This is a genomic window from Salipiger marinus (assembly GCF_035481585.1).
GTDB classification, from domain to species: domain Bacteria; phylum Pseudomonadota; class Alphaproteobacteria; order Rhodobacterales; family Rhodobacteraceae; genus Salipiger; species Salipiger marinus.
Map to the genome: position 1 here is coordinate 1 of NZ_JAYKSL010000021.1, position 16,541 is coordinate 16,541.

13 protein-coding genes, 1 tRNA gene and 2 pseudogenes are annotated in these 16,541 nt (G+C 67.5%); 7 read left to right on the forward strand and 9 right to left on the reverse strand.

Annotation, left to right across the window (positions count from 1 at the left end):
• Window positions 1–80 precede the first annotated feature (80 nt).
• The 3 genes and pseudogenes from VK682_RS21345 to VK682_RS21355 form a co-directional block, all read left to right on the forward strand.
• Window positions 81–157, forward strand: a tRNA-Met gene (locus VK682_RS21345).
• A 435-nt stretch (window positions 158–592) separates the two neighbouring features.
• Window positions 593–1,643, forward strand: a pseudogene (locus VK682_RS21350) (IS3 family transposase); the annotation flags it as partial.
• Window positions 1,644–1,795: 152 nt separating this feature from the next.
• A pseudogene (locus VK682_RS21355) lies at window positions 1,796–2,064 on the forward strand (integrase core domain-containing protein); the annotation flags it as partial.
• Window positions 2,065–2,247: 183 nt separating this feature from the next.
• Here the strand turns inward: VK682_RS21355 and VK682_RS21360 are convergent.
• From VK682_RS21360 to VK682_RS21400, 9 genes are all read right to left on the reverse strand, one after another.
• On the reverse strand, window positions 2,248–3,618 hold the full coding sequence (locus VK682_RS21360; protein WP_089850560.1) for a S41 family peptidase: 1,371 nt from the start codon (window positions 3,616–3,618) through the stop codon (window positions 2,248–2,250).
• A gap of 7 nt (window positions 3,619–3,625) precedes the next feature.
• Window positions 3,626–4,747 carry a murein hydrolase activator EnvC family protein gene (locus VK682_RS21365; protein WP_230797633.1) on the reverse strand — a complete coding sequence of 374 codons (1,122 nt, stop codon included), beginning with the start codon at window positions 4,745–4,747 and terminating at the stop codon, window positions 3,626–3,628.
• Complete coding sequence (gene gpmI, locus VK682_RS21370; protein WP_089850564.1) at window positions 4,744–6,261, reverse strand: 2,3-bisphosphoglycerate-independent phosphoglycerate mutase; 1,518 nt, start codon at window positions 6,259–6,261, stop codon at window positions 4,744–4,746. The genes VK682_RS21365 and gpmI overlap by 4 nt, the downstream gene beginning before the upstream one ends.
• 81 nt (window positions 6,262–6,342) lie before the next feature.
• On the reverse strand, window positions 6,343–6,825 hold the full coding sequence (locus VK682_RS21375; RefSeq protein WP_230797632.1) for a copper chaperone PCu(A)C domain-containing protein: 483 nt from the start codon (window positions 6,823–6,825) through the stop codon (window positions 6,343–6,345).
• A gap of 9 nt (window positions 6,826–6,834) precedes the next feature.
• A complete protein-coding gene (locus VK682_RS21380; RefSeq protein WP_230797631.1) occupies window positions 6,835–8,142 on the reverse strand; it encodes an ABC transporter permease in 1,308 nt (435 codons plus the stop codon).
• Complete coding sequence (locus VK682_RS21385) at window positions 8,135–8,818, reverse strand: ABC transporter ATP-binding protein (protein ID WP_230797630.1); 684 nt, start codon at window positions 8,816–8,818, stop codon at window positions 8,135–8,137. Before VK682_RS21385 ends, VK682_RS21380 begins: the two co-directional genes overlap by 8 nt.
• A 3-nt stretch (window positions 8,819–8,821) precedes the next feature.
• Entirely contained in the window at window positions 8,822–9,241 is a 420-nt protein-coding gene (locus tag VK682_RS21390) for a hypothetical protein (RefSeq protein ID WP_089850570.1), read from the reverse strand.
• Window positions 9,242–9,357: 116 nt separating this feature from the next.
• Window positions 9,358–10,851: an alkaline phosphatase gene (locus VK682_RS21395; protein ID WP_230797629.1), complete on the reverse strand. Its 1,494-nt coding sequence runs from the start codon at window positions 10,849–10,851 to the stop codon at window positions 9,358–9,360.
• A 177-nt stretch (window positions 10,852–11,028) separates the two neighbouring features.
• Complete coding sequence (locus VK682_RS21400; RefSeq protein WP_230797628.1) at window positions 11,029–12,726, reverse strand: peptide ABC transporter substrate-binding protein; 1,698 nt, start codon at window positions 12,724–12,726, stop codon at window positions 11,029–11,031.
• Between the two features lie 167 nt (window positions 12,727–12,893).
• Here VK682_RS21400 and VK682_RS21405 point away from each other — a divergent pair, with 167 nt between their 5' ends.
• From VK682_RS21405 to VK682_RS21420, 4 genes are all read left to right on the forward strand, one after another.
• The gene (locus tag VK682_RS21405) at window positions 12,894–13,751 is read left to right on the forward strand and encodes a MurR/RpiR family transcriptional regulator (RefSeq protein WP_324782532.1); all 858 of its coding nucleotides are present in this window, start codon (window positions 12,894–12,896) and stop codon (window positions 13,749–13,751) included.
• Complete coding sequence (locus VK682_RS21410; RefSeq protein ID WP_324782533.1) at window positions 13,748–14,488, forward strand: N-formylglutamate amidohydrolase; 741 nt, start codon at window positions 13,748–13,750, stop codon at window positions 14,486–14,488. Before VK682_RS21405 ends, VK682_RS21410 begins: the two co-directional genes overlap by 4 nt.
• Window positions 14,485–15,756 carry an NAD(P)/FAD-dependent oxidoreductase gene (locus VK682_RS21415; protein ID WP_324782534.1) on the forward strand — a complete coding sequence of 424 codons (1,272 nt, stop codon included), beginning with the start codon at window positions 14,485–14,487 and terminating at the stop codon, window positions 15,754–15,756. The genes VK682_RS21410 and VK682_RS21415 overlap by 4 nt, the downstream gene beginning before the upstream one ends.
• 113 nt (window positions 15,757–15,869) lie before the next feature.
• The gene (locus VK682_RS21420) at window positions 15,870–16,541 is read left to right on the forward strand and encodes a spermidine synthase (protein ID WP_230797624.1); all 672 of its coding nucleotides are present in this window, start codon (window positions 15,870–15,872) and stop codon (window positions 16,539–16,541) included.

Here is a 16,541-nt window from a genome sequence, read left to right on the forward strand (position 1 = left end):
ACAAAACGTATCTCTCTACACGATCCAAATTACCGCAATAAACAAAACATCGCGGTAACAAAGCGCATAAGCGCAATCGGCGCGGGATGGAGCAGCCCGGTAGCTCGTCAGGCTCATAACCTGAAGGTCGTAGGTTCAAATCCTACTCCCGCAACCAAAAAACAAAACATATCAGAAGCTTGCATGGCGCCCACGAGGCGTTTTTTGCATTTGCACCGGCTCTGTTGCACAAAAGAGCTGATTGCCGGTGTTCCCCTTTCCCCGGACAAACCTATCCCACGGCCTCTGTGACTGGGATGCCGAGCGCGGTATAGCCGTTCAGCACGGCGATACGGACCTGTGTTTCGGCGTGCAAAACTGGCTCTGACTCAATTTCTGTGACGCCTTCATGCCGAATGCTGGAGACGTGCAAGAAGGAGGTCGATACCAGNACAGGCGGATTCCCCATGCCATCCCAGGGGAATAGCGGGCAGCCACGACGAAGACCCCACAATGCCGCAGCCGGCAGAAGTTGAGCTACTCCCTGGAAATCGGACAGTGACGGAAGCTACGATCTCACGTTTGCTGGTCTCCAAGGACGAGGAGATCAGAAATGCGGAAGCGCAGGAACCATGACGCGGGTTTCAGGGCGCGCGTGGCGCTTGAGGTGAGCTCACTGTGTCGGATCCGGCGGCCGAATACGGCGTGCATTCGACGATGATCCACCAGTGGGAGAAAGTGCTGCTCGACGGGGCCGCGGCTATCTTCGAGCGCGGCGGCAAGACACCCGCGGCGGAGGTGGATGAGGAGTTGGTCCGGTCGCAGCAGGCCAAGATCGGAGAGCTGGCTGTCGCCAACGGTTTTTTGTCACGAAAGCTCAAACCGGGGACCAGCAAGTGAGGCGTGGGATGATTGAGCGGGGCCACCGGCGTTGGCGATCGTGGCGCAATGCCGCCTGCTGTCGATCTCGCGCTCGTCTCTCTGGCATGAATCGGTCGGAGCGACGGAGCAGCACCTCGAGCTGATGCGGGTGATTGACCAGCAGTTCCTCGACACGCCCTTCTACGGCGTCCGGCAGATGACGTGGCAGCTGCGCAAAGATGGGCATGGCGTGAACCAGAAGCGCATCAGGCGTCTGATGCGGCTCATGCGTCTGGTGCCGATCTACCAGAAGCCCGACACCAGCACGCCGAGAAAGGGCCACAAGACCTATCCCGGTCTGCGCGTGGACCGCCCCGGCCAGATCTGGCGCGCTGATATCACCTTCCTGCCGATGCGGCGCGGCTTCCTTTGCCTCGTGGCTGGTTCGCCCGAAAGGTTCTGGCCTGGCGCATCTCGAACACGCTGGAGGCCGACTTCTGCGTCGAGGCGCTGAACAGGGCCATTCGCTGCCTTAAGCGCCTGGGGTCATGAATACGGATCAGGGTTCACAGTTTACATCCTTCGCCTGGACCAACCGCCTGAGGCGGGCCGGCACCCGGATCTCCATGGACGGCAAAGGGAAGTGCATCGACAACGTCTTCATCGAGCGCCTCTGGCGGTCCCTGAAATCCAAATGCGTCTACCTGCACGCTTGGGTAACCGGATCGCAGGCCAAAGCCGCCATCGGCCGCTGGATCATATTCTGCAATCACAAGAGGCCAAACCCCGTCTTGGGCGGGCAGCCGACACTGACGGACGGAACTGAACGCCGTTGCTCGCGCACTGAACACGCGACCCATGAAAACGCTAGGCTTGGCAACACCGGCAGAGGCTCTCGACCGGCTGCTCAATCAGGGCATGATCGAAGGTGGTGCGACGACCGGTTGAAGCCGTCCAATACCTGCCCGTGCGTGACACCGAGCGGCTGAATGACGTCGGCATCGAGCCTTCGTTTGGCAGCGTCGGAGACAGCTACGACAACGCTTTGGCGGAAACGATCAATAGTCTCTTCAAGGCCAATCCACCGCTGCGGACCGATGCGCAGCTTCGACACGGTTGACGACGCCACTCTGGAATGGGGCGACTGGTTCAACGCCCGCCGCGGGAAACATCCCGCCAGCGGAAGCCGAGGCCAGCTTCTACGCGACAGACACTGGAAACTGAAGGCATGGCTGCGTGGCTGACGTCAACCAGCCTCAGGCAAACTTCGTGTCGTCCCGTGCGGGCGGCTGAGCCTTCAGGAGGGGCGTATTCGCCTAGGCCGGGCGGGTTCTGGGGGAGCTGTGCGTGGGCGTGCCGGGGGAGGCGCGGCCTTGGGGGGCCGCGCCCTGTGGGTCTGTCCGGGGGTCAGTCCTGTCCGGCGGTGCTGGCGGCCTGCTGCATCCGCTCTTCGATGTTCAGAACGCTCAGGCCCTTGAGGATGTCGATGGCATAGGCCAGCTGGTAATCCTCTTCGCGCAGGGCTGCGGCCTCTTCGGCCTTGGTGCGCTCTTCTTCGATCTGGCGGATCTCGTCTTCGGACAGGCTGTCATTGTCCAGACGGCCACGCAGTTCCGCCTCGGACCGGCTGAAGCCTGCGGGGGCCTCTTCGCCCTCGTCCTCGGGGTCGGGCAGGCGCTGTTCCACCACGATGTCGGGGGAGACGCCAAGCGCCTGAATCGACCGGCCCGAGGGCGTGTAATAGCGCGCCGTGGTCAGCCGCATGGCGCCGTCGCCGCGCAGCGGCATGACCGTCTGCACCGAACCCTTGCCGAAGCTCTTGGTGCCCACGACCACCGCGCGGCGGTGATCCTTCAGCGCGCCCGCCACGATTTCCGAGGCCGAGGCAGAGCCGCCATTGATCAGCACGACCATGGGTTTGCCTTCGGCCAGATCGCCCGCCTCGGCGTTGAACCTTTCGCCATCGGCAGCATTGCGGCCCCGGGTGGAGACGATTTCGCCCTTGTCGAGGAACGCGTCCGACACCTTGATCGCCTGCGTCAGCAGACCGCCGGGGTTGTTGCGCAGATCGAGCACGATGCCTTCGACATTCTCCATGCCGCCCGCTTCGGCCACCCGCTCTGCCAGACCTTCTTCGAGATTGGGGAAGGTCTGGTCGTTGAAGGTGGTGACGCGCAGCACCACGGTATTGCCTTCAAGCCGGGTGCGCACCGCCGTCAGCTTGATGGTGTCGCGGATGATCGACACCTCGAAGGGCTCGTCGCGGCCTTCGCGCACCACGGTGATGAGGATCTCGGACCCGACCGGCCCGCGCATCATCTCCACCGCCTCGTCAAGGTTGAGGCCCAGCACGGATTCGCCATCGACATGGGTGATGAAATCGCCCGCCTCGATGCCCGCTTCCTGTGCAGGGGTGCCGTCGATGGGCGAGACCACCTTCACGAAGCCGTCTTCCTGCGTGACCTCGATCCCCAGACCGCCGAATTCGCCGCGGGTCTGCACCCGCATGTCTTCGGCGTCATTGGGGGCAAGATAGCTGGAATGCGGATCAAGCGAGGTCAGCATGCCGTTGATCGCGGCCTCGATCAGTTCGCCCTCGTCCACTTCCTCGACATATTGCGACCGGATGCGTTCGAAGATGTCGCCGAACAGGTCAAGCTGTTCATAGACATTTGTGGTTTTTGCGGCTTCCTGCGCCAGCAGCGGCCCCACGAACTGGGTCGTCGCCACCACGCCTGCGATCGTGCCACCCGCGGCGGCCATCAGAAACTTCTTCATGCCCAATTCATCCCTTGTCGCTGGCGAACCACTCTAGCGGGTCCACGGGGGCGTCGCCTTCCCTTACCTCTATATACAGCGTCTCCGTGCGTCCAGCGCCGGAGGCTTCACGTGACGGTGACGGATCCTCGCCCGTGCCGGGCTCGTCGCCGCCCATCAGCCCAACCGGTGCGCCTTCGGGCAGGATCTCGCCGGTCTGCGCATAGGTGGTGTCGAGCCCGGCCAGCACCAGCAGCAGGTCGGGCTGCGGCTCCAGAATGGTGACCAGCCCGTAATCCAGCAGCGGACCGCTGTAGCGCACGGTGGCGGCGGCGGGGGTGGTGACCAGCGCCCGCGACCGGGTGGCCACCACGATGCCGGGGCGGCTGACGCCTGCGGCATCGGCTTCCCCGGCCCGGCGCAGGATTTCGCCCCGCACGGGCAGGGGCAGGCTGCCGCGCCGCGCCGCGACGGGCGGCAGGTCGGCGGGGGTTTCGTTCGTGGCGATCTCCGACAGGCCGGAGGCGAAGCCCTCCAGCGTTTCGGTGGCGGCGATCAGGATGGCGGTGCGCACCGGATCCTCGGTGAACCGCTTCGGCAGGGCGGTGCGGTCGGCCACGGCCTGACTCAGCTCGGTGCGCGCGGTCTGCACCCCCGCCAGCCCGTCGCGCAGGGTGGCGGCGGCGTTTTCCTGCAGGGCGCGCAGATCGGCCACCTCGGTCAGATCGGCGCGCAGCTGCTGCGCCTCCTGCGCCAGACCCGGCGTGACCGAGGCCAGCATCATCCCCGCCCGGGCCGACCCCACCGGCCCGTCGGGATGCAGCAGCGCCTGCGGGCCGGACGCGGTGCCAAGCGCCGACAGCACCCCCAGAAGCTGCGAGATCTCGCCCTCCTGCGCGGCCAGACGGCGGCTGAGTTCGGTTTCGCGGATCGCGGCCTCGCGCAGCCCGTCGCGCAGGGCTGCCAGCCCCTCCTCATAGGCCTGCACCGTCTGGGTCAGCGCCCGCACCTGGTCACGCGCGCTTTCCGCAGCGTCAAGCTGCACCGAGGCTTCTTCCAGCGCGCGGGCGGCGTTGCGCGCCGCCTGCGCCTGATCCTGCGCCACGGCGGGGGCGGCCAGCAGAGCAAGGACCAGCGCTGTGCGGATCATTCCCCGATCAGGCTCTTGCCCGTCATCTCGGCGGGCTGCGGCAGGCCCATCAGCTGCAGCAGCGTCGGCGCCACATCGGCAAGGATGCCGTCGCGCAGCGTCGCGCCCTCGGGCCCGCCGAACAGGATCACCGGCACCGGGTTGGTGGTGTGGGCGGTGTGGGGGCCGTTGGTCTCGTCATCCCACATGGTTTCGCAATTGCCGTGATCGGCGATGACCAGCATCGCGCCGCCCGCCTGTTCCAGCGCGGCCAGAACCTGTCCCAGACCGTCATCCACCGCCTCGCAGGCGCGGATCGCGGCGTCCAGATCGCCGGTATGGCCGACCATGTCGGGATTGGCGAAATTGGTCACGATCAGATCGTATCCCTGTCCGATCACCTCGACGAATTTCGCGGCCACCTCGGGTTCGCTCATCTCCGGCTGCAGGTCATAGGTGGCGACCTTCGGCGATTGCGGCATGAAGCGGTCTTCGCCTTCCTCCGGCTCTTCCTTGCCGCCGTTCAGGAAGAAGGTGACATGGGGGTATTTTTCGGTCTCGGCCAGACGGAACTGCCGCAGCCCGTGCTGCGCCACCCATTCGCCCAGCGTGTTGACCAGCACGCGCTTGGGATAGGCGGTGGTCATGAAGCTGTTGTGGCGGCTGGAATATTCCACCATCCCCAGCAGCGCCGACAGATCCGGCAGATCGCGGGCAAAGCCGTCAAATTCGGCATCACCGATGGCCGACAGGATCTCGCGCGCGCGGTCGGCCCGGAAGTTGAGACAAAAGAGCCCGTCCCCCGCCGCCACCCCGGCATAGTCCCCGATGACGCTGGGCAGGATGAATTCGTCGGTCTTGTCGTCGGCATAGCTCTGGGTCACGGCGGTGACCGCGTCGGGGGCGGCAACGCCCTGACCCCGGATCATCGCATCATAGGCGCGTTCGACCCGCTCCCAGCGGGTATCCCGGTCCATGGCGTAATAGCGCCCGATCACCGTGCCGATGCGGGCGCCTTCGGGCAGGCTGTCGGCCAGATCGGCCACAAACCCCTTGCCCGAACTGGGCGCCACGTCGCGGCCATCGGTGATGGCATGCACCACCACGGGCAGGCCGCGATCGGTCAGCAGGCGCACCGCCGCCTTGATATGGGTGATATGGCCATGCACCCCGCCATCGGACACCACGCCCATCAGATGCGCGGTGCCGCCCGCCGCCTTCACGGTTTCGGCAAAATCCACGATGGCGGCATTGTCGAAAAAGCTGCCATCCTCGATGGCCAGATCGATCTGGCCCAGATCCATCGCCACCACTCGGCCCGCGCCGATATTGGTATGGCCCACCTCGGAATTGCCCATCTGTCCCTTGGGCAGGCCGACATCGGGGCCAAAGGTGGTCAGCGTGGCATGGGGGCAGGTGGCCAGAAGCCGGTCCATGGTCGGCGTCCGGGCCAGCGCGGGCGCGTTATAGGCGGTGTCTTCGCGCAGGCCCCAGCCATCAAGGATGGTCAGGACGACGGGTTTTGGTGCGGTCATGTCAGGCGCCCTTTCTTCGGGAAGTCCCCCAAGCTCTTAGCAGGCCCGTGCCCGCTTGTGGAGAGCGCGCGCCCCCCCCGGTCAGTGCATATGCCCGGCATGGCTGTGGGCGGTGGCATCCGCCGCGCCGATTTCCACATGCGCCTCCAGATGCAGGTCGCCGAAATGCACCTCCAGATCCAGATCGCCGCCGTCTTCCAGCGGCTGCGGCAGATCCGACAGGCGCAGCGCCAGCACCTTTGGCGCCAGCATCAGCTTCTGCCCCGGTCCCAGCGGCAGGGCGGGCAGCACGGTCCATGTCTCGCCCGTGGCGCCATAGCCGAAGCCCACCAGATCCAGCGGCTGGCCAAGCGCCTCGCCGCCGGTCAGCACCACCTCGGATCCGGTGGCGTTTTCGATGTCCATATAGACCAGCGCCGCATCGCCGCGTGGCGTGGCGGCGGCCCAGGCGTGGATGACGCGCAGGCCCTCGGCCTCTGCGACATGGTCGGCATGGTCATGGTTTTCGGCAAGCGCCGGGGCGGCGAGCAGGCACAGGGCAAAAGCAGAAAGGGCGGCGCGCATGGGATACCTCTAGGTGCGAAGGTCGGACAGAAGCGGGCGGCGCACGGCCAGCCACGCGGGCAGCAGGGCCATCAGCAGCGTGACGCTGACAAATCCCGCCACCAGATGCAGTTCCGGCCAGCCAAGGCCTGCGGTCACCAGCACGTCGGTGCGGGCGGTCACCAGCGCCGAAAGACCACGTGCCGCGACAAATCCCAGCGCCAGCCCCAAGGCTGCCCCGCTGAGGATCAGGGCGGCGCAATAGCTCCAGACCACGGCGAAGACAAAGCGCAGCGGCGCCCCGATCGCCCGCAGCAGCGCAAGGCTGCGCGCGATCAGCCGGACAAGGATCATGAGGCCGATCAGCACCGACAGCGCCACCAGCACCTGCGTCAGCCCTGCCATCAGCGACATGGCCGACCGGATGTCGCGCATCAGCCCGTGCAGCTGCGCCAGAACCGTGCCCGGGAAAAACGCCATCATGTCGCTGCGGGTAAAACGCGAGCGCAGCGCGTAATTGCCCCACAGCTCGGTGGCGCGCACCAGCACGGCGGGAGTGCCGGGCATATACTCGGCATCGAAGGGCGGGCCGATGCGGTCGGTGCCGGGCGCGTGGCCGCTGGCAAGGCCATGCACCTCCCACACGCCCTCGACGGGCACAAGGATGGCGCGGTCCCACGGGCTGCCGGTGGCGGCCATGCGCCCCGTCACGGTATAGGCGTGCCCGGCATGGGCGTCGCCTTCGGCCATGGCGCCATGGCCATGCGCCGGGGTGAAACTGTCGCCGACATCCACCGGCGCAAAGGCGCCTGCCACCGCCTCCTGCGCCGTGGCAAAGCTGCGCCCCTCGGCCAGCGGCCCGGCAAGATGGGTCACGAACTCTGCCGTGGTGCCCACGACCGGCGCGCCCGCATGGCTGTCGCCAAAGGCGATGGGGGCGGCCAGCGCCACGCCTTCGGTCGCCGCGATCTCGGCATATTGCGGGCCGGTGATCAGCGCCATGTCCGAAGGCTGCAGATAGACCGAGGCCAGCATCACCGTCACCTCGCTGCCCGGAGCCGCGACGATCAGGTCGAATTTTTCGGCGGCGCGGGCCGATCCCTGCCGCAGCCCGCGCTCCTGCGCCAGCAGCCCGACACCTAGCCCCACCGACACGGCGATCAGCAGCACGAACAGCCCGTTGACCCAAGAGAACCGCCGCAGCATCGCGCCGACCAGCGGCAGCGGGCGCAGCCCGCGCATCACCCAAAGCCCCAGCAGCAGGCCCGGCGCGACCAGCGCCAGCGCCAGGGCTGCATCCTGCGCTGTGGCGGGCAGCGACATCCACAGATCACGCATGGCTGTCCTCCGCGATGCGGCCATCGGCCAGCCGCAGCTGCCGGGTCATGCGCGCGGCAAGGCCTGCATCATGGGTGACCACGATCAGCCCGCGCCCGTCCTGCTGCGCGAGCCGCACCAGATCCGCCCCCAGTGCATCGGCATTGGCCCGGTCCAGCGCGGCGGTCGGCTCATCGGCCAGAATGACCGGCGGATCGCCCGCAAGCGCGCGCGCGACGGCGATGCGCTGCCGTTCGCCGCCCGAAAAGCTGTCCACGGGGCGCGCGCCCGCCTGTCCCAGCCCCAGCCCGGCCAGCCAGCGCGCGGCGGCGGCGCGGATCGGCGCACGGGCGGCGCGCGGCGCAAAGGCGCTGGCCAGTGCGGCATTGCCAAGCGCCGACAGTTCCTCGAACAGGTGGCAGTCCTGAAACACCAGCCCCAGCCGGTCGCGGCGAAAGGCGGCGCGCGCATCTTCGGACAGCGCGGCAATGTCGGTCTCGCCCCAGATCACCCGGCCTGCATGGGGGCGCACCAGCCCCGACAGCACGTGCAGGAAGGTGGATTTGCCCGCCCCCGAGGCGCCGGTCAGCGCAAGGCTCTGCCCGCCGGGCAGCGCCAGATGGTCGATGGCCAGCAGCACCCGGCCTTCGCGGCTTTGCACGCGCAGCCCCTCTACCCGCAGATCCGGGGCCCTCATCGCTCAGATCCGCCGGAAGGTGGCGTCGGTCAGCCGCACCTTGGAATAGAAGCCCAGCTCGGGGTCGACCTCGTCGCCCAGTTCCAGCACGCCTTCGACCACGATGGGCACGTTGAACGGCACCACGTCGACGATGCGCTTGGCATAGACCGCCAGAATGTCATCGGGCCATGGCATCCCCGGCTCGCAGAACGGGCAGACCGCCATGGGGCGCTTGGTCAGCACGAAGAACACCGAATCGGCCTTCAGCGGCGGCGCCATGAATCCTTCGACTGCCAGCCGCCCGCCTTCGGCGGAGAGCGCCGCGTCGGAAAAGCTCAGATCCTTGTTGTAGAGATCGCGCAGGAGGATCGGGCCGTCCTGCGCGACGGCGCGGGGGGCAAGCAGCGCAAGCGGCAGCGCAAGCAGATGGCGTCGGTTCATGGCATGTCCTTTCGCGGCAGATATGGCGCGGGCATGTGACACCCGCATAACGTCCGGCAACGGCACAGGCCCCGGAGATGATCCGGGGCCTGCACATCCGTAACGCAGCGCCGGGATTATTCGGCGGTAACGGCGTGGTTCATCACGTGGAAGATCACGTTCTGCTCGATCACGCCGCCAAACAGATGCGACCAGGGGCCACGGGCAAACACGGCCACGTCTTCGCCCGAATGGGTTTCAGAGGACATGGGGATCAGCGCCTGCTGCAGGTAGTCGGGATCGGTCGCTTCTTCTTCGGTCAGGTCCGGACGGCTGCCCGAGAAGGTGCCATCGGCCTGTTCGATCAGCACCGACCCGGCGCCGTTCAGGTAACCGGCCACGGTGTAGGGCTTGCCATCGGCGCCAAGGTTCGGCGTACCGTTATGTTCGATGCCCGCTTCGTTTTCTTCCATGCAGAGACCGACGATGTTGGAACCGCGCCCGCAATAGCCGTTGAAGGAGATGGCGTGCTCGTGGTCGGCGGTGACGATGATCAGCGTGTCTTCGGCATTGGTCAGTTCCATCGCCTTGGCGATGGCATCGGCAAAGGCCTTGCCGTCAGCCAGCACGCGATAAAGGTTGCCTTCGTGGTTGGCATGGTCGACGCGGCCCGCTTCGATCGACAGGTAGAAGCCTTCGTCATTGGTGGACAGGGCTTCGATCGCGGCTTCGGTCATCTCCGCCAGCGAGGGCTCGCCGGTGCGGTCATGTTCGTATTTCATGTGGCTGGCCTCGAAAAGGCCAAGGATGGGCGCGTTGTTGCCTGCGGTCAGGGCAGAGAAATCCTCTTCGCCGAACACGACCTGCGCGCCGAGCCCGGTGGCTTCTTCCACCAGATTGCGGCCATCGGTCCGCTTGCCGGTCTTGCCTTCCACATCAGTCACGTCGGTCGGCAGGAAATGCGCGCGGCCCCCGCCGAAGGCCACGTCGATCACGCCCGCCTGCATCTGGTCGATCAGCTGTGCGGCGATGTCCTTCTGCTCGCAGCCTTCGGGCAGGGCAGAGTTGTCTTCCCAGTCGCGGCTCACGGTGCGGGCATAGACCGCCGCCGGGGTCGCGTGGGTGATGCGCGCGGTGGAGATGACGCCAACCGACTTGCCCATCTCGGTCGCGATTTCCGAGAACAGCTTGGTCCCGGCATCAGCCCCAGCGGCGCAGTCTTCGACAGCCACGGTGTCCATGATGTTGATCATGCCGTTCTTGCCCTTGACGCCCGAGTTCATCGCCATGGCGGTGGGGGCGGAGTCGGGGGTCTGGCCGTTCGAGGAATAGGTCTTCACCAGCGCGACATGCGGGAAGGTTTCGTGCGGCTGGACATACTCATCCCCCAGACCGCCTTCCTGCTGGCCGGAGAACAGGCGGATGGCGTAGTTGGTGCCCACGCCGTTGCCGTCTGCGGTGAACAGGATCACGTTCTTGGCGGTCGCGGTGTTCGGCTGCACGGCCAGACGCTCGGCGATGGTGTCCTGAGCGGCCTGATACCAGTCGGACCCGGCCTGCGGCAGATCCTGAGCGGAAGCGACAGTGGCAAGGCCGAGGATGGCGGCGGTGGAAAGGAGAATCTGTTTCATGATTGGGCTCCATGACAATCTGCGCGGACCCTAGGAGCGTCAGGTGACAGATATGTGATCCAGCCGGATTTTTCCTTTGATTTTGCGACGTTATAACATTGCATTGAAACCTGCGGGGGCGACCGGAAAGGGCGCCGCGCCCCGCACTCCGGTCCGGAGGCGGGGGCGCGGCCTGTGTCAGTCGGCGCGGTGCCAGTCGGCGATGTTCCAGATCTGGCTGTCCCAGCTGTTCATCCGCACGCCTTCCAGCGTCGCCGCCTTGCCCGAGATGGTGTGGCGGTGGATCAGCGGCAGGATGGAATAGGACTCCACAAGCAGGTCGTTCATGGCCCGCCCGATCCGGCCCCGGTCCTCCAGCGATCCGGCGGTGCGGAATTCCCGGATCAGCGCCTCATAGGGGGCAGAGCAGAAGCGCTGGATGTTGTTGCCCTGCCACTGCGTCGCGGGCGAGGGGATATTGGCGCAGCTCCAGTTGCCAAGGAAGGCTTCGGGATCCTGTCCCTTGGCGTTGTCCGTATACATCTGGACATCGGCAAAGAATTTCTGCCGCGTGTCGGGCGAGCCGGGATCGCCGCCAAAGAACACCGAAGCGTCGATGTTGCGCAGCTCCGTCTCCACGCCGATCTGCCGCCACCAGTCCTTGATCAGCGCCTGACTGTCCTGCCGCACGCCATTGGTCGAGGTCTGGAACAGCAGCGACAGCTTGCGCCCGTCGCGGTCGCGGATGCCGTCCCCATCGCTGTCGGTCCAGCCCGCCTCGTCCAGCAGGGCGGCGGCGCGGTCCAGATCCTGCGTCGCACAGTCCGCATGGGTGTCAGAGGCGTAAAGCGCGGGCGTTGGCACCACCGCGCAGCCCGGCACCCCCGCATCGCCATAAAGCGCCTCGGCGATCACCGCGCGGTCGATGGCCAGCGACAGCGCCTGCCCGACCCGTGGATCGGTAAAGGCCGGATGCGCCCCGCCCGCCACGGTGGCGCGCGCCTCGCCAAGCGCGGGGTCGGGATCGGTCTGGTTCAGGAACAGGAACTCCACCGCCGGACTGTCCGAGGTGATCACCTCGCCCGGGCCGCCGGTCATCTGCGCCAGAATGTCGGGCGACAGCTGCAGGTTCCACGCATAATCCACCTCGCCCGTCTGCAGCACCGCCCGCGCCGCAGAGGCCGGATCGCCGCCGCCCTTGATCGTCACCGTGGCAAAGGCGGGCTTGTCCGCCTCGCGGTATTCGGGGTTGAGCGTGTAGGTGATCACGTCATTGGCGCGGAACTCCTCCACCCGGTAGGGGCCGGTGCCGATGGGATAGGTGTTCTGTTCGGTGCATTGCGCGACGCGGGCGCCGGTGCAGTCGGCAAACTGCGCCTCCTGCAGCAGCGGCGCTTCGGAACTGACAAGGGCGGTATAGGGATAGGGCTTCGGTTCCGAAAAGCGGATTTCAACGCGCCGCTCGTCCAGGGCCACCACCTCCTCCACCCCGTCGAACAGCGACAGCGCGGCGCAGCCGCTTTGGTCATCCGTGCAGTAGCGCCATGTAAAGATCGCGTCCTGCGGCGTGACCGGGCTGCCATCGGCCCATGTCAGCCCCTCGCGCAGGGTCCATGTGATGCGGGTCAGGTCGGCGCTGACCCCGCCGTTTTCCAGCGTGGGAATGCTTTCGGCCAGCACCGGCACCAGCGCGCCGGTCTCGTCGAAACGCGCCAGCGGCTCCAGCACCAGCGAGGCGGCCTCCACCTCCTTGGCGATGCCCGACAGATAGGGGTTCATCGTCGACGCGGCCTGCCAGTACAGAATGCGCAGGTCGCCGTCGCTGCCGCGTTCGGCGGTGGCGGTCATCGGAAGCAGCGTCAGCGCCGTTCCGACCATCCATGAAAAGGTCTTCATCTGGGCTCTCCTGTCGGTGTCTGTGCCGGTCACCTTGCGCGGCCGGTCGGTGTTGGCTCCCGCGATGCGGCGGGCGCAGAGGCGGGGCGGGTGTATTAAATGTTGCGTAGTCTTCATGATTCCGTCAACTTGTATCAAACGGTACACAGGAATTACTGCGTCTTCCCATGACATCCTCCGATGATCTTGCCGCCCGGCTGCGCAATTCGGCTGTATCTCAGGCCGAGCGGAAGCTGGCTGCGGCCTTTGCCGAAAACTTTCCCGCCAGCGCGCTGGGCACGGTCGAGGCACTGGCTGGGCGCGCCGGGGTCAGCGGCCCCACCGTGCTGCGCTATCTGGCCAAGCTGGGCTTTGTCCGCTTCGCCGAATTTCAGGCGGCGGTGAAACAGGAGGTGGACCGGCAGCTAGGCTCGCCGCTGGTGCAGATGGACCACCCCGCAGAGCAGGCGGGCGGGGCAGGGGATCACCTTTATCGCCGGGTGCTGCTGATGCAGGCGGAAAGCTTCCGCCGCATGGCCGAACGGGTGGTGCCCGCCGAATTCGACGCCATCGCCGATCTGCTGGCCGATCCGAAACTGACCATCCGGCCGCTGGGCGGACGCTACAGCCGCAACCTTGCGCAGCGGCTGGCGCTGCAGCTGGGGCAGGTGCGGGCCAATGTGGCGCTGCTGGAGCAGCCGCTGGGCTTTGCCTATGACGCGCTGGTGGATCTGGGGCCGCGCGACGTGATCGTGCTGTTCGATTACCGCCGCTATCAGGAGGATCTGCTGCGCTTTGCCGAAGGCGCCCGGGCGGCGGGGGCGCGGATCGTGCTGCTGACCGATTTCTGGCGCTCTCCGGTGGCCGCGCTGGCAGAGGCGGTGCTGACCGCGCCGGATCAGTCCGCCTCGCCCTTCGGGTCGCGGGTGGTGCCCACGGCGCAGGTCGAGGCGCTGGTGGCGGCGGTGGTCGACCGCGACCGCGACGGCGCCAAGGATCGCCTCGCCCGGCTGGAGGCGCTGCGCCGCAGCGGAGATCCGGCATGATCGAGGCACCCGTCCTGCTGAACCCCGAAGGCCGCTTCCCCGGGCTGATCGTCGTCGATCACGCAGGCACCGCCACGCCCGCCCGCTTTGGCGCGCTGGGTCTGGCCGAGAACTGGCGGCACACCCATCATTTCTGCGATCTGGGCGTGGCGCCGCTGGCCCAAGCGCTGGCGCAGCGGCTGGATGCGCCGGTGCTGCTGGGCACGGTCAGTCGGCTGGTGATCGACCTGAACCGCTGGCTTGACGATCCGCGCTCGATCCTGACGCAGGTGGAGGGCGTGCCCGTGCCCGGCAATGTCACGCTGGACCCAGCAACACGCCGGGCGCGGCAGGACGCGATCTTCTGGCCCTATCATGCCGCGATCACCTCGGTCTGGGACCAGGTCACCCGCCGCCACCGCAATCCGCTGTTTTTTGCCCTGCACAGCTGCACCCGGCAGTTCGGCGGGCAGCGCCGCCCGTGGGATGGCGGCACGATCTGGAACGAGGCGCCGACGCTCGCCCATCCGCTGCTGGAGGCGCTGGGCGCGCGCGGCCTGACGCTGGGCGACAACCAGCCTTATTCCGGGCGCGAAGGCGCCTACACGCTTGACCGGCACACATGGGGCAGCGGCTATCGCGCCTGCGGGTTCGAGGTGTCCAATGACCTGCTGGAGACGCCGCAGGGGCAGGCGGACTGGGCCAACCGGCTGGGCGACGCGCTGTCCACGCTGACACAGACAGGGGCAGAGGCATGACAGACCAGATCTTCCGGATTCCGCCCTATGCGCTGACCGCGCCCTGCGCGCCGCAGGCCGGGCCGCTGCGGGGCAGCCTGCGCGTCGACGTGGCGCTGGTGGGGGCGGGGTTCAGCGGCTGCATCGCCGCGCTGGAGCTGAGCCGCCGTGGCCTGTCGGTGGCGCTGATCGAGGCGGGGGAGGTCGGGCAGGGCGGGTCGGGGCGCAATCATGGCCAGTGCATTCCGGTCTTCGGCTATCTTGACGAAACCCAGCTGCCCCCCGCAGGCTTTGCCCTGCTGCGCGACGCGGGCAGGCTGGTCTTTGACCAGATCGCCGAACTGGGCATCGCCTGCGACCCGGTGCAGAAGGGCTGGCTGCAGGCCGCGCATTCCGCAAAGGGGCTGGAGCGGGCGCGCGCCACCCATGCGAGATATGCCGCCCTTGGCAAGGCAGATGCGTTTCTGGACCCGGAGGAGGTTGCGGCGCTCAGCGGCGTGTCCGGCACCTTTGGCGGCTGGCTGCATCGCGATGGCGGCCATCTGAACCCGCTTGCCTATGTGCGCGGCCTTGCACGGGCGGCGCAGGCGGCGGGCGCGCGGCTTCACACCCGGACCCCTGTGACCGGGCTGCGGCGCGGGCGGGACGGCGCGTGGATCCTTGCCACCCCGGAGGGAGAGATCACCGCCCGCAAGGTCGGGCTGGCCACCAATGCCTATGGCATGGGGGCGGTGCCCGCGCGGATGCGGGCAAGCCTTGTGCCCATGACCTCTTACGCCATTGCCAGCGCACCGCTGCAGCCGCATCAGCGCGCCGCCGTGCTGCCCTCTGGCGTGAATTTCAGCGACACGCGGCGCGATCCGATGTTCTTTCGGGTCGATGCCACGGGGCGCATCATCACCGGCGGGCTGGTGGAACTGCGGCGCGGGCGGTGGACCGCGCCCACCGTCGCCGAACAGGGGGCGCGGCTGGCGCGGCGGTTCCCGGAACTGCAGGGGCTGGTCTGGACCCATCACTGGACCGGCACCGTCGGCATTTCGGCGCGGCAGCGCCCGGCGATCTTTGAACTGGAGGAGGGGCTGTGGGGGCTACTGGGCTATTCCGGGCGCGGCGTGCCCACCTCTGCGGTGCTGGGCCGGGCCTTTGCCGCCACGCTGACCGATCCGGCAGAGGGGGCGCAGCTCTGGCCTGCTGACCCGCCCGCGCGCATCCCTGCGGGGCGGCTGATCGGGCTTGCGGTGCAGAGCCTGCGCGGCCCGGTGAACAAGCTGCGCGACCGGCTGTCCTGATCCGGGGGCGGGAGGGGTCTGCCTGCGGCGGCGCATCGGCATGGCTGGCGCGGCTTCACCTGCGGTCCCCGATGAGCTAAGGGCAGCGCAGACTTCGGGACAGGGACACTGCCATGCTGCCTTGGGAACTTCTGGCCACGGCATCGGCGCCGCAGGGCGACACGCTGCGCCTGCTGCGGCGCGGCACCGAATATTCCATCCGGCTGGAGGGCGGCAACGAGCTGATGAACAGCCGTCTGGGCGGGTCAGAGGAATCGCTGGCCACGCTGACGCTGGACCGGATCGGCGCCCGTCCCGCGCCGCGGCTGCTGATCGGCGGGCTGGGGATGGGCTTTACCCTGCGCGCCGCCCTTGCCGCCACGCCCGCCGCCGCGCAAGTGGTGGTGTCGGAAATCGTGCCCGATCTGATCGGCTGGGCGCACGGCCCGATGGCCGAGGTGTTCGGCGGCTGTCTGGAGGATCCGCGCGTGCTGCTGCGCGCGGGCGATGTGGCGGCAGAGATCCGGACCGCCGCACCGCCCTATGACGCGATCCTGCTGGATGTGGACAACGGGCCCGATGGCCTGACCCGCGCGGGCAATGACGGGCTTTATGGCGAAGCGGGCCTGCGCGCGGCGCATCGCGCGCTTAGCCCCGGCGGCGTGCTGGCGGTCTGGTCCGCCGCCCCCGATCCCGCCTTCACCCGGCGGCTGGGGCGCTGCGGCTTTCAGGCCGAGACGCACAGCGTTCCGGCAGGGCGGGGCAAGCGCGGCCCCCGGCACATCATCTGGACCGCCCGGCGCTAG

Bases quoted from the DNA above. Each gene is read 5' to 3' on its own strand.
- VK682_RS21365 (WP_230797633.1), bottom strand. From the start codon at position 4,747: ATGATCCGCACAGCGCTGGTCCTTGCTCTGCTGGCCGCCCCCGCCGTG.
- VK682_RS21395 (WP_230797629.1), bottom strand. From the start codon at position 10,851: ATGAAACAGATTCTCCTTTCCACCGCCGCCATCCTCGGCCTTGCCACT.
- gpmI (WP_089850564.1), bottom strand. From the start codon at position 6,261: ATGACCGCACCAAAACCCGTCGTCCTGACCATCCTTGATGGCTGGGGC.
- VK682_RS21405 (WP_324782532.1), top strand. From the start codon at position 12,894: ATGACATCCTCCGATGATCTTGCCGCCCGGCTGCGCAATTCGGCTGTA.
- VK682_RS21390 (WP_089850570.1), bottom strand. From the start codon at position 9,241: ATGAACCGACGCCATCTGCTTGCGCTGCCGCTTGCGCTGCTTGCCCCC.
- VK682_RS21380 (WP_230797631.1), bottom strand. From the start codon at position 8,142: ATGCGTGATCTGTGGATGTCGCTGCCCGCCACAGCGCAGGATGCAGCC.
- VK682_RS21385 (WP_230797630.1), bottom strand. From the start codon at position 8,818: ATGAGGGCCCCGGATCTGCGGGTAGAGGGGCTGCGCGTGCAAAGCCGC.
- VK682_RS21410 (WP_324782533.1), top strand. From the start codon at position 13,748: ATGATCGAGGCACCCGTCCTGCTGAACCCCGAAGGCCGCTTCCCCGGG.
- VK682_RS21375 (WP_230797632.1), bottom strand. From the start codon at position 6,825: ATGCGCGCCGCCCTTTCTGCTTTTGCCCTGTGCCTGCTCGCCGCCCCG.
- VK682_RS21360 (WP_089850560.1), bottom strand. From the start codon at position 3,618: ATGAAGAAGTTTCTGATGGCCGCCGCGGGTGGCACGATCGCAGGCGTG.
- VK682_RS21415 (WP_324782534.1), top strand. From the start codon at position 14,485: ATGACAGACCAGATCTTCCGGATTCCGCCCTATGCGCTGACCGCGCCC.
- VK682_RS21420 (WP_230797624.1), top strand. From the start codon at position 15,870: ATGCTGCCTTGGGAACTTCTGGCCACGGCATCGGCGCCGCAGGGCGAC.
- VK682_RS21400 (WP_230797628.1), bottom strand. From the start codon at position 12,726: ATGAAGACCTTTTCATGGATGGTCGGAACGGCGCTGACGCTGCTTCCG.